Below are 19,988 nucleotides of genomic sequence, written 5' to 3' on the forward strand. Positions count from 1 at the left end.
ACCACCTTGACGGGCTGGCCTGAGATCTCGCTGAGACCATGCTGTGGGTTGCCCACCAGATTAGCCAGGTACACCTGGAAGGCGAATCGTGAACAACGCCCCGCCCTCCGGAGCGCGTCCGGCGTACACCACGCCGCCGTGCCGCTCCACCGCCTGCTTGACGATCGCCAGCCCGAGACCGGAGCCGGGCATCGTGCGCGACTCCTGGGATCGGTAGAACCGGTCGAACACCTTCGGCAGGTCCTCGTCGCGAATGCCCGGCCCGCCGTCGGCGACCTCGAGCATGGTCGAGCCGTCGCCGGCCGAACGCAGCGTCACCCGGACCGTGCCGCCGGACGGGCTGAACTTCACCGCGTTGTCCAACAGGTTCAGCACCGCGCGCTCCAGGCTGATCGAGTCGCCCTGCAGCGCCCACGGCTCCAGTGACACCGCGAAGTCCACATCGGAGGCGCGGCGCCGGGCGCGGTCCAGCGCCTGCTCGACCACCTCGACCAGCTCCACCCGCCGGTACTCGGTCGGGCGGGCGTCCTCGCGCGCGAGGTCGACCAGGTCGCCGATCAACTGGGTCAGCTCGTCCATCTGCGCCCGCAGGTCCTCGCGGATGTCCCGCTTGTCCGTGGCCGACAGCGGCGGCGCGCCCGGCTGCTCGGCGGCCAGCAGCAACTCCAGGTTGGTGCGCAACGAGGTCAGCGGCGTGCGCAGCTCGTGCCCGGCGTCGGCGACCAGCCGCCGCTGGCGCTCCTGCGACTCGGAGACCGCGCCCAGCATCGTGTTGAAGCTCTGTGACAGGCGGGCCAGCTCGTCGTCGCCGGACACCGGGATCGGGCGCAGGTCACCCGTTCGCGCCACCCGTTCGGTGGCCGAGGTGAGTCGTTGCACCGGGCTCAGGCCACCCCTGGCGACCGCGGCGCCGGCCAACGCGGCCACCACGATCCCCGCGCCGCCGATCAGGATCAGCACCACGGCCAGCTTCTCCAGCGCGTCCCTGGTCGGGCCGAGCGGCTGCGCGATCACCAGCGCTTGGCCGACGTCCCAGCGCACGGCGAGCACCCGGCTGTCGGTCGCCGTGTCGGTGCGGATGTTGTCCTGCTGCGTGCCGCGAGCCACGCCGCGCTCCGCGTTGCCGATCGGCGGGGACTTGCCGATCGTTCTCAGCCGTCCGCTGCGCACGTCGAGCAGGCCGAACTGCACGTCGGCGAGCGCCACGAACGCGGTCGGGATCTGTCCCTCGGGAAAGTTCAGCACCGTGCCCTGCTGGGCGAGTGCCGCCTCCGCGCGCTGGCGCATGTTGTCGTCGAGCTGGCCGTACATGCTGTTGTAGACGGTGAAGAAGGCACCGATCGACACCAGGGCCACCGCGCCGGCCACGCACATCGCCGTCAGCAGGGTCACCCGCTTGCTCAGCGAGATCCGCCGCGGCGCACGAGCCGGCGCCGGCAACGGCGCTGGCTCCTGGGTCACGGTGGCGTCTCCCGCAGCACGTAGCCGACACCGCGGACGGTGTGCAGCAGGCGCGGCTCACCGCCCGCCTCGGTCTTGCGGCGCAGATATCCGACGTACACCTCCAGCGCGTTGCCGGACGTCGGGAAGTCGTAGCCCCAGACCTCCTCCAGGATCCGCCCCCGGGTGAGCACCTGCTTCGGGTGGCTCAGCAGCAGCTCCAGCAGCGCGAACTCGGTGCGGGTCAGGCTGATCTCGCGATCGCCCCTGCGCACCTCGCGGGTGCCGGGATCCAGCGTCAGGTCGGCGAAGGCCAGCGGCGGCGCGGTGGTCTCGGCGATCTCGTTGGCCGCACGGCGCAGCAGCGCGCGGAGTCTGGCCAGCAACTCCTCCAGCGCGAACGGCTTGGGCAGGTAGTCGTCGGCACCCGCGTCCAGCCCGGCGACCCGGTCGGACACGGTGTCCCGCGCGGTGAGCACCAGGATCGGCAGGTCGTCGCCGATCCCACGCAGCCGGCGGCACACCTCGAGACCGTCCAGCCTCGGCATCATCACGTCGAGCACCATGGCATCCGGGCGCGCGGCGGTGACCGTGTCCAGCGCCTGGGCGCCGTCGCTGGCCAGTTCGACCTGGTAACCGTTGAACTGCAGCGACCGGCGAAGCGACTCGCGCACGGCACGGTCGTCATCGACAACGAGGATCCGCATGGGCACAGTGTTACTCCCGGTTCTGAGATCCGCCTGAGAGATCGCCCAAACCACGGGCGACCGGGGCGTTCCAGCGCCGCCACAGCGCGATCAGCCGCACCGCCACGACCAGCGCGGCACCGGCCACCGTGACCGGCACGGCCGGCCAGTGCAGTTGGTGGCCGAGCCACACGATCACCGCCCCGGCCAGCGACGCCAGCGCGTAGATCTCCCGGCGCAGCACCAGCGGAATCTCCCTGAGCAGCAGATCGCGCAGCGCGCCGCCGCCGATGCCGGTGGTCATGCCGATCAGGCAGGCGGTGTAGCCGGGCGCACCGTGCGCGAGCGCGGTGGCGGTGCCGGACACGGTGAACAGGCCCAGCCCGATCGCGTCGGCCAGCAGCACCGCCCGGCGCAGGCGCGCCACCTGCGGGTGGAAGGCGAACACGATGAGCGCGGTGGCGGTGGGCACCACCAGGTACGGCCAGCCGCGCAGGGTCGTGGGAGGGTGCACGCCGAGCAGCACGTCCCGGATGATCCCGCCGCCGAGTGCGGTGGTCAGCCCGAGCACCACCACGCCGAACACGTCCAGCCGGGCGCGCACGGCGGCCAGCGCACCGGACGCGGCGAACACCGCGAGGCCGGCGTGTTCGAGGACGACGAGCAGCACGAGCGCCGACATTACTGCGACGATCGCCCGTTCGCCGTAGTGTGCGTGATCGCACCGTGGGTGTTCGGTCGCTGCCCCGGCGTAAAAATACGTACTGCACTCATACGATCCCGCATTGTTCGCCGGCCCCGACACGCACAAAGTAGATGTGGGCACGGCTCTCGCGGTTCGTTCCCCGCTCTGCCCCGACGCAACCCTGCTAACCCTGCCAGAACCGCGAGGCCCGGGCTCCACCGTTTCGCATCAGCCAGTTGGCATACCCCTCTCGGAGGTAAATCGATGCTGTCCGCATTAGCTGCTGCCGGTGTGGCTTTGGCCATGATCACTGCGCCTCAAGCAGCTCCCAGTGACAATCCGCCAACCGACAGAATCACCATCGACGTCGTCACCGTGAATGGTTCCGGCTGCCCAGCCGGAACGACCGCGGTCGCGGTGTCGTCGGACAACACCGCGTTCACCGTGACCTACAGCGACTACACCGCTCAGGTCGGCGATGGCGCGGCACCGACGGATATGCGCAAGAACTGTCAGCTCGCGCTGCGCCTGCACATTCCGCAGGGCTTCACCTACGCGATCGCGCAGGCCGACTACCGCGGCTTCGCACACCTCGCGAGCGGTGCCGAGGGCCTGCAGCAGGCGAGCTACTACATTCAGGGAACGTCGCCGACGCATTACGTCAAGAACCCGGTCGGCGGTCCGTACAGCGACAACTGGCAGTTCACCGACAAGACCGACATGGCTGAACTCGTCTATGCGCCGTGCGGCGAAGAGCGCAATCTCAACGTGAACACCGAGCTGCGCGTTTACAAGGGCGATTCCGGTAACGCCAGTAGCTTCATGTCGATGGACTCTACGGACGCCGGAGTCAGCACCAAGTACCACTTCCACTGGAAGAAGTGCCCGTAGTCCAGACGCCCTAACCCTGCAAGACAGGCGCGGCCACCGGCCCCCGGCCAGGGGTCGGTAGCCGCACCTTCACACCTTTAGGCGTTCTGCCAAAGGCTTTCTTCACTATCCGATATGCCACGGTGTTCTCACCTGCACCTATAACGCCGTGACATGCCCCGATATATCGGAGGTAATCCATGCTCACCACGATTGCTGCCGCTTTTCTCACGGCAGCTATGGCCACCGCTCCTGCCGGCGGCTACGGTGGACCGCATTTTCCTGATCCACCTGCCGACAAGATCGTCATCGATGTCGTGACCGTGAATGGTTCTGGTTGCCCTGAGGGTTCCGCGGCTGTGGCCGTGAGCGAGGACAACACGAAATTCACCGTCACGTACAGCAAGTACCTCGCCCAGGTCGGCAAGGGCTCAACTCCGACGGATTTCCGGAAGAATTGCCAGCTCAACCTGGTGGTGCACGTCCCACAGGGATTCACGTACGCCATCGCGTCGACCGACTACCGGGGCTACGCGAACATTCAGCCCGGTGCGAACTTCTTGGTCAAGGCGAGCTACTACTTCCAGGGTATGTCGGACACGATCCCGAAGTCCGAGACCTTCAAGGGCCCACTCGACGACAACTGGCAGGCCACGCACAAGATTCCGGTCGACCAGGTCGTCTACAAGCCCTGTGGCGAAGAGCGCAACTTCAACATCAATACCGAATTGCGGGTCAACGCCGGCACCTCGGATCCAGCCACGACGACCAGCTTCGTCACGATGGACTCGACCGATGCCGATTACAAGACCGAATACCACTTCAGCTGGAAGGAATGCCCGGAGAGGTAACCGGGTAGCGAGTTGATCCAGAAATCAGGAGCCATCAGGCAATAGACGCGACGGTGGCATGGCCCTTTCGGTGCGACACCGGAAGGGCCATGCGCGCGCCTAGAAAGCGTCCGCCATCCGTGGTGCTCGCGGTGCGCCGGTGAGCGCGTCGAGCACCGTGGCGGCGTTCACGTCACCGTCGAGCAAACCGGCCCGGCGCAGTGTCGCGGTGTCGGTCGCGCCGGCGAACCAGGCGCCGAGAGCCCGTGCGTGCAACCGCACGGCACCACTTCCGCCACCCTCACACCGCACCGCGTCACCCTCGACGGTGATGCGATGCCGTCCCGCCTGCCACGGTGCGTGCTCGTCCACCACCTCGATGTCCACAGTGGACGGTCGGAGCCCACCGGCGAGCGGCCAGCCGCGCGCGGCGATCGCGGCCGGCAGATCGACCACCCTGAGCATCCACGGATGCGCCTCGACCTGGTGGTGCGTCGGCAGATCCAGCAGAAGCCCGTCCACCAGCGGATCGACCATACGCAGCCGTACGGTGTCCAGCAGGCCGGCCCAACTACCGAGCTGCCGCAGCAGCAGCCGTGCGGTGTCCGCGTCGTCGGCGATCAGGTCGCGCACGATCAACTCGTCGCCGTCCGGCCGCTCGGCGGTCAGGTATCCGCTGAGCTCGCCGTCCCGCTCGACCACGGTCACCACGTCGAACTCGAGCACCCGATCCACCCGGAACGGCGCGCTCGCCCTGTCCAGCATTCCGTCCACAGTGGACGCGACGCGCAGATAGGCGGCGTGCAGCGCGTCCAGGTCGGAGCGCTCCGCCGGCCGCACGTCCAGCGCGGTCGACGGACGGGGAACCGTTGCCAGCAAACGGGTTTCGAGTATCACCGAGGTCTGCGCGCCGGCCTGCTCCCAGCCTCGGGAGCGGTACAGCGGTGGTGCCGAGGGGTACAGCGCGGACACGCATTGCCCGGCTTCGCGCATCACCGGCAGCGCCGCGTCCACCATCGCCGACGCGACACCGCGACCGCGCGCCGACGGCTCGACGGCGACGCTCGCGACGCCGCCCATCGGCACCGGGCGCCCGCCGAAGAACTGGCGGTAGTCCCAGATCGACAGCGCACCGGGCAGCCGTCCGCCGTCCTCGGCGACCAGGGTGACGCGCCCTTTGGGCTCCTCCAGGTCCGTGACCGCTGGGTCGCGCGAGCCGCCGAAACCCAAGCGCCGCAACCGATACGCGGCCTCGGCCTCGTCGGCGCGAACCGGGCGGACGATCACTCGACAACCTCGGCGGTGAACATCGAGACGAGCTCCATGCCACCGATCTCGGTGAGGTTCGCGCCCGCCGCCGTCCACTCGTCGGTGCCGAAGGCGATCTTCATGGCGTCCTTCGACTCGAAGTACAGCTCGGCCAGCAGGTAGGGCTGGGTGTCGCCGAGGAAGCCCGGCACGACCGTACGCGTCACCTTCGCGATCTCCTGCCGGACGAGCCCGGGAGTCTGGTCGATCAGCGGGTAGTGCGTTTCGAAGTACTTCTTCTCGAAGTCCTCCACGTCCTCCGGCATCCGGTACAGCGCGACGTACTTGATCATGTGACGCCTCTCCTCGCGGCAGCTCCCGAACCGTTATAGCGCAGGATGGTGAACACTGGTTGTGTGCGAATCATCCTGCTGCGTCACGCCGAGAGCCTGGGCAACGTCGACGAACTGGCCTACTGCCGCATCCCGGACCACTCGCTCCCGCTCACCGACAAGGGCGAGCGGCAGGCGCGGGCGGCGGGGCTGAAAGTCGGCGCGCTGATCGAATCCGACCCGGTCGCGGCCTATGTGAGCCCGTACGTGCGCACCCAGCGCACCCTGGACCTGCTCGGTCTCGACGACATGATCATCAGACGGGTGGCCGAGCCGCGGCTGCGCGAGCAAGACTGGGGAAACCTGCAGGATCCCGAGGAGCAGCAGACACAGAAGCGCAAGCGGCACGAGTTCGGGCCGTTCTTCTACCGGCTGGCGCACGGCGAGTCGGGCGCGGACGTGGACGACCGGGTGGCCGCGTTCCTCAGCGAGCTGGAACTGCGCATGGCCGCCGAGCCGCATCATCCGCAGACGGTGCTGGTCGTGTCCCACGGTCTGACCATGCGACTGCTGTGCCGCCGGATGTTCTCCTGGTCGGTCGAGCTGTTCGAATCGCTGCGCAACCCGGAGCACTGCGAGATCCACGTGCTGGAGGGCAACGGCTCCCAGTGGCACCTCGACCGGCCGTTCAAACAGTGGCGCGACTCCCCCGACGGCAGCACCCAAGCCAGCGCCGAGTGACCGGACTCCAACGGCCCAAAATGCGGACCCGATTCACGTTTTGCGTACTTTAGCGGTCTAAAGTACGCAAAACATGAATCGAACGATCGCTAAGTTTCGGACACAGGCGCGGTCGTGTGGGCGTGACCCCTAAGCCGTCTAACTGGCGTTAGGCGTGCGCCCCAGGCGATTCTCACCGGCCCTATTGCGGCTGGGTTCCCGGTCTCATTCCGCCGGGCAGCGTCGAGCGCTCACCCTGGCGATTCCCCGCCAGCCCCATTGCGGCGTCGATGTCCGGGTCAGAGCAGGCCTCGGCGGTAGGCCTTGACCAGGCGGCGCGGCACCATGAGCTTGCGGCCGTCCAGCGTGGTGACCGGGACCAGGTCGGGCGCGGTCGCCTTCCACTGGGCGCGGCGGCTGCGGGTGTTGGCACGGGACATTTTCCGCTTCGGGACGGCCATCAGCGCTTGCCCTTCCTGGCCCGGTCGCCGTAGCGGCGGTGGAACTTCTCCACCCGGCCGGCGGTGTCCACCAGCCGCTGGTTGCCCGTCCAGAACGGGTGCGAGTCGGAGGTCACGTCGACGGTGATCAACGGGTAGGTGTTGCCGTCGCTCCACTCGATGGTCGTGTCCGAGGTGGCCGTCGAGCGGGTCAGGAACGCCGTCCCGGTGGAGGCGTCCCGGAACACGACCGGGTGGTAGTCGGGGTGAATGTTCGCCTTCACGCGTCGTCCCTTCCTGTGCGATCGGTGATGTTGGTCGACAGCGGGTCGTCGTCGGATTCCCTTGTGTCGCAAGGGTCCTGGTGCCAGCTGCCGAAGGGATCGGGGTAGCCGCGCCAGGCCGTCTCACCCTCAGCGAGCTCGTCGTCGGTCAGCAGGGCCGCACGCAGCGTGGCGGTGATCTGCTCGGGCTCGGCGAGGTGCGAGACGATCACCAACTCCTGGATGCGGTCGCCGTAGTACGGATCCCAGTCCAGTGACGCCTTGGCCACCCGCTCCGGATCCGCGTGCCGCCACGCGTCCTCGGACACCGCGGCGAGCCACGCCCCAGCATGGCCGACCCGCAGGCCCCCGCCGGCCGACTCCAGCCACAGCGCCACATCCGGCTGACTCGCCACCCACATCCGCCCACGGGTGCGCACCACGCCGTCGAGCAGCGCGTCGATCGACTGGTGCAGGCGCTCGGGATGGAACGGCCGCCGGTCGCGGAACACCGTCACCGCGACGCCGCAGTCCGGCTCCAGCGGCGGCTCGCCGCGCAGCAGCGGCCCGTGCGCGTCGTCGATCCGGCCGCGGCGGGCGAACTCCGGCACCCGCCCGAGCAGGGTCGACGCGTCCACAGTGGACAGTCGAGCGCGCGGCGCGGCCGGGGCGAGGCGGTCAAGCACCGCACCGGTTCGCGCGGCGTCCCATGTGGACGGCGCGGCACCGGTCAGCAGCACGACGTCGGCGAACTCCACCTGGCCCACCGCGACCTGCGCGATCGAGCGGTCGTCGTCCGGCGAGGCACCAAGCCCCCGCTCGGCGAGCTCGGCGTCCCCGGTCGCGTCGGCGAGCCAGCTCGACTCGTCCACCACGGTCAGCACACCATCCACTGTGGACAGATCGGTGATGGTGGAGTCGCCGACGACGACGTGGTCCAGCGCCCAGCAGACCGCCTCCGGCTCCAGCGACGGGTCGAGGTGCACGACGATCCGGCGCACGCCGTCTGCGGCGATCAGCTTGCGCAGCAACGGAAGCAGGTCCTCGCGCAGCGTGCACGACACGCAGCCGTGGGCCAGTTCCAGCACGGTGGTCATGTCGTGCGAACCGTGCCGCAGGCGGCGGCGCACCACGCCGTGCGAGATCTCGCGCAGGTCGTGGTGCACCACCACGGTCCCCGGCTCGGCGCGCGACAACTCGGTCGCCAGTGTGTCCGTCCCCGCTCGCGGCAGCCCGGCCACGAGCACCAGCGACGTTGGTCGATCCGTCGACACGAGCACTCCAATCGACAACGATTTCCATTTGAGTCACCTCGACGGTACCCTGCCGACGGCAGTAAATGAAAACGGGTGTCGTTTCAAGGAGGTCTCGTGTCCGCGATCTGCCAGGTCACCGGGCGAAAGCCGAGCTTCGGCAAGCAGGTGTCCCACTCACATCGGCGCACGTCGCGCAGGTGGAACCCGAACGTGCAGCGGCGGCGGTACTGGCTGCCGGCCGAGGGGCGGTGGATCACCCTGACCGTGTCCGCCAAGGGCATCAAGACGATCGACAAGCGCGGCATCGAGTCGGTCGTCGCCGAGCTGCGCGCACGGGGGGAGAAGTTCTGATGGCGCGCAACGACGTCCGGCCGATCATCAAGCTCCGCTCCACCGCCGGCACCGGATACACGTACGTGACCAGGAAGAACCGGCGCAACGACCCGGATCGCATGGTGCTGCGCAAGTTCGACCCGATCGCGCGCAAGCACGTGGAGTTCAAGGAGGAACGCTGATGGCGAAGAAGTCCAAGATCGCCAAGAACGACCAGCGGCGGGAGATCGTCGCGCGGTACGCCGAGCGGCGGGCCGAGCTGAAGGAGATCATCCGCAAGCCGGCGACCACCGAGGAGGAGCGCGAACGGGCGCGCGCCGAGCTGTCCAGGCAGCCGCGCGACGCCAGTGCCACCCGGGTGCGCAACCGCGACACCGCCGACGGTCGCCCGCGCGCCTACTACCGCGCGTTCGGGCTCTCCCGGATCCGACTGCGCGAGATGGCCCACAACGGCGAGTTGCCCGGCGTCAACAAGTCGAGCTGGTGAGGACCATGCGACCGAACACGACGCGGAAGCCGTTGCGCCGCAAGAAGAACCTGCTCGCCGTGGAAGGCATCGAGGTGGTCGACTGGAAGGACGTGCCGCTGCTGCGCAAGTTCATCTCCGACCGGGGCAAGATCCGCTCACGCCGGGTCACCGGCCTCACGGTGCAACAACAGAAGCAGGTCGCCACCGCGATCAAGAACGCCCGCGAGATGGCCCTGCTCCCCTACCCCGGCCCCGCCAGCCGCTGACTTTCCCGTACTTTCGCGGGCTAAAGTACGCACGCATACCGGCCGTCCTACGTCAAATCCGCCATCCACAGGGCACCGACCTGGGCGTTCTCATATCCTGAGACGATCGCGGCGCGAAAGTGGGGGACTTTAGCGGGCTAAAGTCCCCCACGCCATAAAAGTGCTGGTCAGGCGATGAGGCCGCCGCGGTAGGCGACGAGCGCGGCCTGCACGCGGTTCACCGCGCCGATCTTGCCGAGGACGGCGGACACGTAACCCTTCACGGTCGCCTCGGACAGGTGCAGCGCGTTGCCGATCTCCGCGTTGGACAGGCCCTGGCCGATCAACCCGACGACCTCGCGCTCCCGGTCGGACAGCGACTCGAGCAGCCGGCGCGCGGGCTCGGCGGCGCGCTCGCCGTCGGCCACCGCGGTGACCAGTCGCGCGGCCACACCCGGGTCGAGCACCGCACCGCCACGGGCCAGATCGCGGACGGCCTTCACCAGCTGCGCGGGCTCGGTGTCCTTGAGCAGGAAGCCGTTCGCGCCGATGCGCAGCGCCTCCTGAACGTACTCGTCGACGTCGAACGTGGTGAGCATGGCGATCGCGGGCGGCTCCGGCAGCGCGCGCAGCCTGCGCAGCGCCACCAGCCCGTCGGCCGAGCGCATGCGGATGTCGAGCAGCGCGACGTGCGGACGATGCTGACGGGCCAACTCGGCCACGTGCAGACCATCGTCGGCCTCGGCGACGACCTCGATGTCGTCCGCACTGGACAGGATCGTGCGTAGACCGGAGCGGACGAGGTCCTCGTCGTCCGCGAGCAACACCTTGATCACCGAAAACGCCTCCCGACTGGGCGTTGTCCTACTCCCGACTGTGCCGCACGCGGTTCGCGCACTATCGCTCTCAACCACTCGGACGTCGGTTGTTCACCTGTTCGGGGCAGCACGACCCCGATCAGTCAGAGCGACCACCAACGGATCGTAACTCGCCAAGGGTGAGGAACGCGACATTCTTCCGTCGGTCCGTTCCATTGAGAGAGAAAGTGCCGGGGATCACACGTTCGGCGGAACGGTTTGTGGCGAGAGCGCACTTTAGCGCAACGCTCTTTCCACCAGGTCCGCGACGCGCGCGTTACAGGGCTCAAGCACCTTCACACGGACAGTGACCGACCGGCATAATTCGGCGAGGCCGGTCGGAGGTGAAGGTGGAGTTTCGGATCCTGGGGCCGGTCGAGGCGGCCGTCGAGGGCAGACGGTTGCCGATCAGCGGACGTCAGGAGCGGTTGCTCGCCCTGCTGCTCGCCGAATCCGGCCAAGTCGCGACGCTCGACCGGGTCATCGAGACACTCTGGGACACCGAGCCGCCGGCCACCGCCAAACAGCAGGTGCACACGACGGTCGGCAAGCTGCGCCGGGTCCTCGCCGACGCCGGGGCGGCCGGCCTCGTGGTCACCGTCGGCACCGGTTACCAGCTGCGCGCCGAGGACGAGCAGGTCGACGCGCGCTGGTTCGACCGGCTGCTCGCCGAGGCCGACGCCGAGGCACGCGCCGGCCGGCTGGGCGCGGCGGCCGGCACCCTGCGATCGGCCCTGCGGCTGTGGCACGGCAAGGCGCTCAGCGGCCTGAGCGGCACCGTGCTGCAGAGCATGGCCGCGGCGCTGGACGAACGCCGGCTCACCGCGATCGAGCGCTATGCCGACCTGCTGCTGACCACCGGCGCCGCCGCCGAACTGGTCGGTGAGCTGCGCGCCTGGGCGATCCAGCACCCGCTGCGCGAGCGGCTGCGCGCCCAACTGATGCTCGCGCTGTACCGGTCCGGGCAGCAGGCCGAGGCGCTGACCGTCTTCGACCACACCCGGCGGCTGCTGGCCGACGAGCTCGGCGTGGACCCCGGACCGGAGCTGCGCCGGCTGCACGAGCAGATCCTGCGCAACTCGCGCGAGCTGGAGATCCCCGGGTCGGGCGCGGACACCGCCCCGCTGCCCATCCAGCCGCCGCCGAACACCGTCGACGAGCCGGCCGAGGAGCCGGTCCGCCCGTGTTCGCTGCCCTACGACATCGGCGACTTCACCGGCCGGGACTCCGAGCTGGAGGGCCTGCTCGCGATGGCGACCGACGTCGCGGCCGACGCCACGCTGGTCACCACGATCGACGGCATGGCCGGCGTCGGCAAGACCAGCCTCGCGATCCACGCCGCGCACCGGCTCAGCCACCGCTACCCCGACGGCCAGATGTTCATCGACCTGCGCGGGCACACCATCGGCCACCGCCCGCTCGATCCGGCCACCGCGCTGGACATGCTGCTGCGGTCGGTCGGCGTGCCGGCCGCACAGATCCCGAACGGCGTGGACGAGCGCGCGGCGCGCTGGCGCAGCGAGCTGGCCGGCAAGCGGACGCTGATCCTGTTGGACAACGCCGACGACGTCGACCAGGTGCGGCCGCTGCTGCCGGGCGCGCCGGGCTGCATGGCGATCGTCACCAGCCGCAAGCGCCTTGTCGACCTGGACGGCGCTGGGTCGCTGTCGCTTGACGTGCTGTCCGGGGCGCACGCGTCGCACCTGTTCGGCCGGATCACCGGACCGGAGCGGGTGATCACCGAGCCGGACGCGGTGTCCGAGGTGGTCGAGCTCTGCGGGCGGCTGCCCGTCGCGCTGCGCATCGCGGCCGCCCGGCTGCGCCACCGTCCGTCGTGGACGGTCGGCTATCTGGTGGACCGGCTGCGCGACAGCATGCGCCGCCTGGCCGAGCTGTCCACCGGCGATCGCAGTGTCGCCGGCATCTTCACGTTGTCCTACCAGCATCTCGGCGAGAGCCAGCGCAGGATGTTCCGGCTGCTCGGGCTGCACCCGGGCGCGGACGTGGACGCGCACGCGGCGGCCGCGCTCACCGGCCTGCGGGTGGCCGAGGCGGAGGCACTGCTGGAGGGCCTGCTCGACCACCACCTGCTGGAGCAGTACACGCCGGGCCGCTACACCTTCCACGATCTGCTGCGCCAGCACGCGCGGGCGACCGCGGAGGCCGAGGAGTCGGCCGAGGCACGGCGGCTGGCGATCCACCGGCTGCTCGACTACTACCTGCTGACCGCGACCGCCGCGGCCGAGGCGATCAACCCGCACGGCTCGCAGGCGCCGCCGTCGGTGCGGTACACGCCCGCCGACCCGACGCCGGTGCGCGACTACGCGACCGCGATGACCTGGCTGGACACCGAGCAGCACAACCTGCGAGCGGTGATCGACCACGCCGAGGCCGGTGGCTGGGCGGCGCACGCGTGGAAGCTGCCGTTCGCGCTGTGGCGGTTCTACGAGCTGCGCAGCAACCTGGACGACTGGCTGGGCATCTACCAGCGCGCGCTGAAGACCACCAAGGACCTGGACGACCTCGTCGGTCAGGCGTCGATCCACAATCGGATCGGAATAATCTGCAGAAGGCGTGGAAAATATTCCGAGGCGCTGATGCACTATCGCCGGAGCCTTACGTTATATCGGGAATTGGGCGACCATTTCGCGGTACGCCGGCCATTGCACAACATCGCGGTGATCTACCAGTTCCTCGGCCAACACTCGGATGCGATCGACCATTTCCGGCAGGTACTCGCGCTGGATCGGGAATTCGAGGACCGGCACGGCGAGGCGGTCACCTGTTCCAATCTCGGCGGCAGCCTGGCCAAGCTCGGCCGGCACGCGGAGGCGTTGCGCGAGTTGACCCACGCGCTGTCGCTGGTGCGCGACATCGACGACCGGTATCGCGAGGCGCTCATCCGCGAGGACCTCGGAAACGTGCACGAGAAGCTCGGCCACCACACCACGGCGATGGAGTACCACCGGCGCGCGCTGCGGCTGCACCAGGACAGCGGGAATCGGCTCGGCGAGGCCAGCTCGCTGACGAACATGGGAAACGTCTTCCGCCTCACCGGTGAATTCGGCGCGGCACTCGCGCGACACACCAGGGCGCTGGAGATCGCCCGCGACTTCGGCGGCCGTGAGGTGGAGTGCGTCATCCTGAACAACATCGGCGCGGCGCACCGCTCGGACGGTGATTTCGCGGAGGGTCTGGAATGGCACCGCCGCGCGCTCACGATGGCGCGGGACATCGGGTTCCGCGCCGAGGAGGCCAAGGCACTCGACGGGCTGGCGCACGCGCTGTCGATATCCGGCGACGCGGCGGTGGCGCACACCTACTGGTCCTCGGCGCTGGAGATGTACACCGCGATGGGTGTGCCCGAGGCCGAGGACGTCCGCCGCGCGATGGATGGGCTCGCGGTTCGCCGAGGCTGATCAATAACCAACGGCCTCGACACGCAAGGCCTATGCGTGCCGAGGCCGCTGGTCCCCCTTCCGGAAAACGCGGGCTCACCCGTGCGAACAGCCTTGCCCTGGCCGCTATCAGTCCGCTCTCCGTCCGCTATCACCCGCGAGTAGCGCGCTGACCTGCGCCGACGGTGCGCCTAATTCTGTTAACGATTTTCGTGCTGGAGCGATGAAACCGAACAGGGGTCACCGGCATCCAAGGCGTGTCGGAACCGGATGATCCGGGGGTAAGTCAGCACACGGGGGTAAACCATGTCCGTCCGAATCAGCACCATGCAGACCGAGCGGCTCAACCATCGGGCGCTCGCGATGCTCCGCGCGGTCGTCGCGGGGCGAGCGCAACTGAGCTGCGGCAGCGAGCCCGACCTGTTCATCGACGGGCTCGCCTGCTGTGACCAGTTCACCGCGCACACGTTGGCCAGCGAAGGGCTCGTGGCGCCCGCGGTCGACGGCACGTTCGGCCAGCGGGTCCCGGCGGTCGTGACCGCCGCCGGCCGCGCCGCCATCGCGTCCAGCGCGGCCTGACGCCTAGCCCGATCGGCTGCGCATCAACGCGTCGAGGCCGTCGAGGACCCGACCGAGCCCGAACTCGAAGTCGTAGTCCTCCTCGGGCTCGACGAACACACCGTTCTCGGCCTCGTCGAACACACCGGCGTCCACGGCGGCACGGACGGCGGGAAACCGCTCCTCGTCGGTCAGCGTGCGCAACCACCGGCTGTAGGAGCGGAGCAGGTGCTGCAGGTACGGACCGGTTCGCGCGGCATCCTGCAGGTCGGCGAACAGCGCGACGTCGGAGCGCACGAGCGCGCTGAGCAGCAGGACCGTCGACACCTTCTCGCCCTCCTCGAGCGGCGTCCCGGTGAGCGCGCGCAGCGCTGCCTCCATCCACATGATCTGGTTCGGCGTGATCGGCGGCCCGCTGATCGGCACCCGGACGAGCCACGGGTGCCGCAGATACACCACGCGTAGTTCGCGCGCCCAGCGCTCCAGGCCCGCCCGCCAGCCTTCGTCCGGGCGCGACTCGGGCGGCTTGGCCACCGGCGCGTCCATCATCAGCATGAGCAGCTCGTCCTTGGACGCCACGTACCGGTAGAGCGACATGGTGGACGCGCCGAGGTCGGCCGCCACCCTGCTCATGGACACCGCACCGAGCCCGTCGGACTCCGCGATCGCGACCGCCGCGCGCACGATCCGGTCGATGCTGAGCCCGGGCTTCGGCCCCTTGCCGGACCGTTCCCGCAGGCCCCACGACGCCGCGATGCTCGCGGGCAGGTCCAGTTCGCTGTCTTCGGCCATCGCCTCCACCTTCACCTGTTGACCGTCATCGTAGTTTCTGCGTATGGTCTACGCCATAGCGCGTATGGCATACGCAGAAGAGGGGAACGAGATGGCACAACCACTGGCCGTCGAGGCGCGCGGCCTCGAGAAGTCCTACGGCGACCTGACGGTGCTCGCCGGCGTCGACCTGACCGTCCACAGTGGAACGGTGTACGGCCTGCTCGGGCCGAACGGGGCCGGCAAGACCACCACGGTGCGGATCCTCACCACGCTGCTGCGGCCGGACGGCGGGCAGGCGCGGGTGGCCGGGTTCGACATCGAGCGCGAGCGGAAGTCGTTGCGCCGCAACATCACCCTCACGGGTCAGTACGCCGCGGTGGACGAGCTGCAGACCGGCGAGGAGAACCTGATCATGATGGGCCGGCTGCGCGGCCTCCCCCGCCCGGACGCCCGCCGCCGCGCCGGCGAACTGCTCGAACGGTTCGACCTCACCGAGGCCGGCCGACGCCGGGCGAGCACCTACTCCGGCGGCATGCGGCGCCGGCTCGACCTCGCCGCCGGGCTCGTCGTGCCGCCGTCGGTGATCTTCCTCGACGAGCCGACCACCGGGCTGGACCTGCGCAGCCGGCAGGGCATGTGGCAGGTGATCGGCGACCTGGTGTCCACCGGCGTGACCGTCTTCCTCACCACGCAGTACCTCGAGGAGGCCGACCAGCTCGCCGACCGGATCGGCGTGATCGACGGCGGCAAGCTGGTCGCCGAGGGTACCTCCGCCGAGCTGAAGAGCCAGGTCGCCGACGCGCGGCTGGATCTGACCCTGGCCGACCGCGCCACCTACGACCACCTGCACCGGACCCTCGACGACCGGGTCGTGCACACCGACCCGGCGCGCCTGGTGCTCGGCGTCCCGACCGACGGCAGCGCGCGGCACGTGCGTGCACTGCTCGACGAGATCGACCCGAATCGCAGTCAGGTCAACAAGTTCGGCCTGCACAACGCGACCCTGGACGACGTGTTCCTGGCCCTCACCGGCCACCCGGCGGAGCCGTCGCACGACGAGGAGAAGGAGCCCGCCGGTGTCTAGCCCCACGCTCGCCCTGCCCACCGCCGCGCCGGCCCCATCCAGGCTGGCCGACTGGACCACCATGATCGGCCGCTGCCTGCGGGTCAGCCGCCGCAACCCCGAGGCGATCATCATCTCGCTGGCGTTGCCGATCATGTTGATGCTGCTGTTCGTCTACCTGTTCGGCGGCGCGATCAACACCGGCACCGCCTACGTCACCTACGTGGTGCCGGGCGTGCTGCTGCTGTGCGCCGGCTTCGGCTGTTCGATCACCGCGCAGACGGTCAGCCACGACCTCAATACCGGGGTGATCGACCGATTCCGCTCGATGGACGTGAGCGGCGCCGCGCTGCTCGCCGGGCACGTGGTCGCCAGCCTCGCGCGCAACGTCGTGGCCACCACGCTGGTGCTCGTCGTAGCGTTCCTGATCGGCTTCCGCCCCAACGCCGGTCTTGCCGACTGGCTCGCGGCCGGCGGAATCCTGTTGCTGTTCATGCTGATGATGTCGTGGCTGGCCGCCGCGGTCGGGCTGCTCACCAAGTCGCCGGAGGGCGCGGGCGGGTTCACCTTCTTCGTGAGCTTCCTGCCCTATCCGAGCAGCGCGTTCGTCCCGGTGCACACGATGCCGTCGTGGATTCAGGGCTTCGCGGAGAACCAGCCGATCACGCCGGTGATCGAGTCGCTGCGCGCGCTGCTGCTCGGCCTGCCGGTCGGCTCGCACCCGCTGCACGCGATCCTGTGGTGCGTCGGCCTGCTGGCCGTGTCGATCTGGCTGTCCGGGGTGCTGTTCCGCCGCCGCACCGGCTGAGTCTCATGTGGACGGTCGCTCGTCGGTCGGGAAGCTGATCAGCGTCATCAGCCGGCGCCGCTTCCCCTCCCCCGGGTGACCGTCCACTGTGGACAGGACTCGACGCAACTCGCCGTATATCGCGGCGAGTTCCTCGTCATTGAGCCAGATCGACTGCTGCCGATAGCCCACTCCGTCCGCGATCACGTCGACGTCGTCCCGGTCCAGGTAGAGATCGAACTCGGCGAGGATCGTGGCCACCACGGCGGCCATTCCGCGCCGGTGGTCGTCGGGTGTCATGGCCTCGACGTCCTCAGTGGACATCGTGGCGTTGGCCATCGGCAGCCGGTAGCGCCGTTCGACGACCCCGCGCACTTTCTGCTCGCTGTCGATTTCCAGCATGCCGCCGTCCACGAGCTGCGCCACCTGTCGGTACATGGTCGCCGTGGACACGTCCGGCAGTCGCTCGCACAGCTCGGCGGTGGTGAGCGCCCGGTCGCGATACATCGCGTGCACGATGCGCAGCCGCACCGGGTGGAGCAGCAGATCAGCGGAAACCATGGTCGCGATGTTCTCACATCTGATACCGTTCTCATAGTTGAGAACAAAGGAGTGATCATGCGGGAGATCGAGCTGGCGTTGCCCACCGAGGACGGGCTCGCGATGGCGGGGACGCTGGCCGTGCCGGACGGCGACGGTCCGCACCCGGCGGTGCTGCTGCTCTGGCCGGGCAAGGCGGACCGTGAGGGCAATGTCGGCAAGGCCCGCTTCGAGTTGGGCCGCGCGTTCGCCGAAGCCCTTGCGGCACAAGGCATCGCGGCCTACCGATACGACCGCCGAGGGGTCGGCGCGACCGGTGGCGACTGGCGGGCCACCGGGTTCTTCGCGCACCGCGAGGACGCGGCGGCGGTACTGCGCGAGCTGAACGCGCGGCCGGAGGTGAGCACGGTCGGCGCGATCGGCTACAGCGAGGGCGCGATGCACGCGGCCTGGCTCGCGGGCCACGCCGACGTGGCGGCCGCTGTGCTCCTCGCCTGTCCGGCGCGCACCGGCGCGCAGCTGATGCGGGAGTGGATGGAGCGCAACGGTTCCGACATCGCCCTGCCGATGCGACTGATCCTGCGCCTGTTCGGCCGCACGCCCGACGCCCAGATACGCCGGCTGACGGCGAAGATCAACGCGACGAAGGGCGACGTCGCGCGGCTGTACGGCGTCAAGATCCCGGCCAGGATGATGCGCGAATACCTGTCCCACGACCCGAAGCCGGACATCGCGGCAATGCGCGCGCCCGTGCTGGCGATCAACGGCACCAAGGACATCCAGGTGCCGGTGGACAACCTCGACCAGATCGCGGAGATCGCGGCAACCGTTGAGCCGCAACGATTCCCGGACCTCACTCACCTGCTGCGCCGTGACCCCGGCGAGCCGTCACTGCGGAACTACGGCGAGCAGTACGGCCGCCCGGTCGATCCCGAACTGGTCGAGCTGGTGGCGACCTGGACCGCTACTCGACTCAGCCGGGAACCATTGCGGTACAAGGAGAGCTAGTCGGTGTCACCCCTCCGGCAGGTAAGCGGCGAGCGTGCCGCGCACCTGCCGGAGGTTGTCGATCCGGTCGTCCATCGCGGTGAGCTCCCGGCGCAATGTCTCGACCAACCGGGGGCACAGGTCCAGCCGGGACGCGTCACCGTTGGCGCACGGAAGCACGGTGCGGATCACCTCGGTGCCCAGCCCCGCGGCGAGCAGCGCCCTGATCTGGCGCACAGTGCCGACCGCGTCGTCGTCGTAGGTCCGGTAGCCGTTGGGGCCCCGGTCGCTGTCCAGGAGACCCTGCCGCTCGTAGTACCGCAGCAGGCGAGGACTCACCCCGGTCCGCGCGGACAGCTCACCGATCAGCACGTGCACTCCTCGACTTGACCTTGACACCGATGTCAATGCCTAACGTCGTGGCATGGCAGAACATTTCTTCCGCACGGTGCGCGGCTCGGGCCCCGGACTGCTGCTCGCGCACGGCGCCGGCGGCGGCATCGCACCGAACTTCGGTCCGATCATGGTCCGCCTCGCCGCCGAGTACACCGTCGTCGGCGTCGACTACCCGGGCACCGGGGCGACACCGCGAGCCACCGCGCCGCTCTCACTGGACGACCTGGCCGACGAGCTGGTGCGCGCCGGACTCGACGCCGGCTTGGACACCTTCGCGATTCTCGGCTACTCCCTCGGCACCGCCGTCGCCGTGCGCGCCGCGAGCCGCCATCCCGACCGGGTCACCGCGCTCGTGCTGACCGCGGGATTCGCCCGCCCGGACAACCCGATGCGCCTGGCACTCGACGTCTGGGCGGCGCTGCTGGACGGCGACCGGCGGCTGCTGGCCACCTTCCTGACCATGGCCGCCAGCGGACGCTCACGGCTGGAGTCGCTGACGCCGGGTCGACTCGACAAGTCGATCGACCAGCTTGCCGGAGTGATTCCGCCTGGCAGCCCTGAGCACGTGGCGCTCGCCGCGTCGGTCGACACGACCGGGGAGCTGGCCGCGATCACGGTTCCCACGCTGATCGTGGCGACCACCGAGGATCTGCTCACGCCGCCGGTCCTGTCCGAGCGGCTGGCCAGCGGGATTCCCGGTGCGGAGCTGATCCGGATCCGGTCGGGACACGACATCGGCACCGAGGCGCCCGACGAGTGGCTCGACGCGCTCACGCGGTTCCTGGCGAAGGCGGTGTGAGGCGTGGACATC

25 protein-coding genes are annotated in these 19,988 nt (G+C 69.3%); 13 read left to right on the forward strand and 12 right to left on the reverse strand.

The features are described 5' to 3' along the window. Positions 1-60 precede the first annotated feature (60 nt). Genes EV193_RS02770 through EV193_RS02780 form a run of 3 tightly spaced genes read right to left on the reverse strand, consistent with a single transcriptional unit; the run spans position 61 to position 2,796 of the window. Positions 61-1,461 carry a sensor histidine kinase gene (locus EV193_RS02770; protein WP_242613100.1) on the reverse strand — a complete coding sequence of 467 codons (1,401 nt, stop codon included), beginning with the start codon at positions 1,459-1,461 and terminating at the stop codon, positions 61-63. Next, a complete protein-coding gene (locus EV193_RS02775) occupies positions 1,458-2,147 on the reverse strand; it encodes a response regulator transcription factor (protein WP_130342329.1) in 690 nt (229 codons plus the stop codon). Before EV193_RS02775 ends, EV193_RS02770 begins: the two co-directional genes overlap by 4 nt. Before the next feature lie 10 nt (positions 2,148-2,157). Next, complete coding sequence (locus tag EV193_RS02780; protein WP_423202132.1) at positions 2,158-2,796, reverse strand: trimeric intracellular cation channel family protein; 639 nt, start codon at positions 2,794-2,796, stop codon at positions 2,158-2,160. 279 nt (positions 2,797-3,075) lie between these two features. On the opposite strand from EV193_RS02780, the gene EV193_RS02785 reads away from it, so the two are divergent. Continuing rightward, positions 3,076-3,702, forward strand: coding sequence for a DUF4360 domain-containing protein (locus EV193_RS02785; RefSeq protein WP_130342331.1), 627 nt, complete (start codon positions 3,076-3,078; stop codon positions 3,700-3,702). Positions 3,703-3,881: 179 nt separating this feature from the next. Next, positions 3,882-4,532: a DUF4360 domain-containing protein gene (locus EV193_RS02790; protein WP_130342332.1), complete on the forward strand. Its 651-nt coding sequence runs from the start codon at positions 3,882-3,884 to the stop codon at positions 4,530-4,532. Between the two features lie 99 nt (positions 4,533-4,631). Here the strand turns inward: EV193_RS02790 and EV193_RS02795 are convergent, their stop codons facing one another. Continuing rightward, complete coding sequence (locus tag EV193_RS02795) at positions 4,632-5,798, reverse strand: GNAT family N-acetyltransferase (protein ID WP_130342333.1); 1,167 nt, start codon at positions 5,796-5,798, stop codon at positions 4,632-4,634. Next, a complete protein-coding gene (locus tag EV193_RS02800) occupies positions 5,795-6,112 on the reverse strand; it encodes an EthD family reductase (RefSeq protein WP_130342334.1) in 318 nt (105 codons plus the stop codon). The genes EV193_RS02795 and EV193_RS02800 overlap by 4 nt, the downstream gene beginning before the upstream one ends. Before the next feature lie 63 nt (positions 6,113-6,175). Here EV193_RS02800 and EV193_RS02805 point away from each other — a divergent pair, with 63 nt between their 5' ends. After that, entirely contained in the window at positions 6,176-6,832 is a 657-nt protein-coding gene (locus EV193_RS02805; protein ID WP_130342335.1) for a histidine phosphatase family protein, read from the forward strand. A 278-nt stretch (positions 6,833-7,110) separates the two neighbouring features. Here the strand turns inward: EV193_RS02805 and rpmF are convergent, their stop codons facing one another. From rpmF to mrf, 3 genes are read right to left on the reverse strand one after another with little or no spacing between them, the layout of a single operon-like run. Then, the gene (gene rpmF / locus EV193_RS02810) at positions 7,111-7,272 is read right to left on the reverse strand and encodes a 50S ribosomal protein L32 (RefSeq protein ID WP_130342336.1); all 162 of its coding nucleotides are present in this window, start codon (positions 7,270-7,272) and stop codon (positions 7,111-7,113) included. Next, the gene (locus EV193_RS02815) at positions 7,272-7,535 is read right to left on the reverse strand and encodes a type B 50S ribosomal protein L31 (protein ID WP_130342337.1); all 264 of its coding nucleotides are present in this window, start codon (positions 7,533-7,535) and stop codon (positions 7,272-7,274) included. Before EV193_RS02815 ends, rpmF begins: the two co-directional genes overlap by 1 nt. Then, positions 7,532-8,788 (reverse strand): ribosome hibernation factor-recruiting GTPase MRF, encoded by a 1,257-nt coding sequence (gene mrf, locus EV193_RS02820; RefSeq protein WP_423202128.1) that lies wholly within the window; start codon positions 8,786-8,788, stop codon positions 7,532-7,534. The genes EV193_RS02815 and mrf overlap by 4 nt, the downstream gene beginning before the upstream one ends. A 96-nt stretch (positions 8,789-8,884) precedes the next feature. On the opposite strand from mrf, the gene rpmB reads away from it, so the two are divergent. Genes rpmB through rpsR form a run of 4 tightly spaced genes read left to right on the forward strand, consistent with a single transcriptional unit; the run spans position 8,885 to position 9,838 of the window. Next, positions 8,885-9,121, forward strand: coding sequence for a 50S ribosomal protein L28 (gene rpmB / locus EV193_RS02825; RefSeq protein WP_130342338.1), 237 nt, complete (start codon positions 8,885-8,887; stop codon positions 9,119-9,121). Then, positions 9,121-9,285, forward strand: coding sequence for a 50S ribosomal protein L33 (gene rpmG, locus EV193_RS02830; protein WP_130342339.1), 165 nt, complete (start codon positions 9,121-9,123; stop codon positions 9,283-9,285). The genes rpmB and rpmG overlap by 1 nt, the downstream gene beginning before the upstream one ends. Then, entirely contained in the window at positions 9,285-9,590 is a 306-nt protein-coding gene (rpsN, locus tag EV193_RS02835; RefSeq protein WP_130342340.1) for a 30S ribosomal protein S14, read from the forward strand. Before rpmG ends, rpsN begins: the two co-directional genes overlap by 1 nt. A gap of 5 nt (positions 9,591-9,595) precedes the next feature. Then, positions 9,596-9,838: a 30S ribosomal protein S18 gene (rpsR, locus tag EV193_RS02840; protein ID WP_130342341.1), complete on the forward strand. Its 243-nt coding sequence runs from the start codon at positions 9,596-9,598 to the stop codon at positions 9,836-9,838. Positions 9,839-10,005: 167 nt separating this feature from the next. On the opposite strand, the gene EV193_RS02845 is transcribed toward rpsR, so the two are convergent. After that, positions 10,006-10,653 carry a response regulator gene (locus tag EV193_RS02845; protein WP_130342342.1) on the reverse strand — a complete coding sequence of 216 codons (648 nt, stop codon included), beginning with the start codon at positions 10,651-10,653 and terminating at the stop codon, positions 10,006-10,008. Between the two features lie 371 nt (positions 10,654-11,024). Here EV193_RS02845 and EV193_RS02850 point away from each other — a divergent pair, with 371 nt between their 5' ends. Then, entirely contained in the window at positions 11,025-14,093 is a 3,069-nt protein-coding gene (locus EV193_RS02850; protein WP_130342343.1) for an AfsR/SARP family transcriptional regulator, read from the forward strand. A 285-nt stretch (positions 14,094-14,378) separates the two neighbouring features. Then, positions 14,379-14,651, forward strand: a complete 273-nt coding sequence (locus EV193_RS02855) for a hypothetical protein (RefSeq protein ID WP_242613101.1) — start codon at positions 14,379-14,381, stop codon at positions 14,649-14,651. Between the two features lie 3 nt (positions 14,652-14,654). Here the strand turns inward: EV193_RS02855 and EV193_RS02860 are convergent, their stop codons facing one another. After that, on the reverse strand, positions 14,655-15,422 hold the full coding sequence (locus EV193_RS02860; protein ID WP_130342344.1) for a TetR/AcrR family transcriptional regulator: 768 nt from the start codon (positions 15,420-15,422) through the stop codon (positions 14,655-14,657). Positions 15,423-15,513: 91 nt separating this feature from the next. Between EV193_RS02860 and EV193_RS02865 the strand changes: the two genes are divergently transcribed. Further along, positions 15,514-16,488 carry an ATP-binding cassette domain-containing protein gene (locus tag EV193_RS02865; protein ID WP_130342345.1) on the forward strand — a complete coding sequence of 325 codons (975 nt, stop codon included), beginning with the start codon at positions 15,514-15,516 and terminating at the stop codon, positions 16,486-16,488. After that, positions 16,481-17,275, forward strand: a complete 795-nt coding sequence (locus EV193_RS02870) for an ABC transporter permease (protein WP_242613102.1) — start codon at positions 16,481-16,483, stop codon at positions 17,273-17,275. The genes EV193_RS02865 and EV193_RS02870 overlap by 8 nt, the downstream gene beginning before the upstream one ends. Before the next feature lie 3 nt (positions 17,276-17,278). Here EV193_RS02870 and EV193_RS02875 read toward each other — a convergent pair whose 3' ends face one another. Beyond that, positions 17,279-17,815 carry a helix-turn-helix domain-containing protein gene (locus EV193_RS02875; protein WP_130342346.1) on the reverse strand — a complete coding sequence of 179 codons (537 nt, stop codon included), beginning with the start codon at positions 17,813-17,815 and terminating at the stop codon, positions 17,279-17,281. A 57-nt stretch (positions 17,816-17,872) separates the two neighbouring features. On the opposite strand from EV193_RS02875, the gene EV193_RS02880 reads away from it, so the two are divergent. Continuing rightward, positions 17,873-18,802, forward strand: a complete 930-nt coding sequence (locus EV193_RS02880) for an alpha/beta hydrolase family protein (protein ID WP_130342347.1) — start codon at positions 17,873-17,875, stop codon at positions 18,800-18,802. A gap of 6 nt (positions 18,803-18,808) precedes the next feature. Here EV193_RS02880 and EV193_RS02885 read toward each other — a convergent pair whose 3' ends face one another. Then, entirely contained in the window at positions 18,809-19,153 is a 345-nt protein-coding gene (locus EV193_RS02885) for a MerR family transcriptional regulator (protein ID WP_130342348.1), read from the reverse strand. A 52-nt stretch (positions 19,154-19,205) separates the two neighbouring features. Here EV193_RS02885 and EV193_RS02890 point away from each other — a divergent pair, with 52 nt between their 5' ends. Then, on the forward strand, positions 19,206-19,976 hold the full coding sequence (locus EV193_RS02890; protein WP_130342349.1) for an alpha/beta fold hydrolase: 771 nt from the start codon (positions 19,206-19,208) through the stop codon (positions 19,974-19,976). The last annotated feature ends 12 nt before the right edge of the window (positions 19,977-19,988 follow it).

The sequence above is a fragment of the Herbihabitans rhizosphaerae genome (assembly GCF_004216555.1).
Classification (GTDB): domain Bacteria; phylum Actinomycetota; class Actinomycetes; order Mycobacteriales; family Pseudonocardiaceae; genus Herbihabitans; species Herbihabitans rhizosphaerae.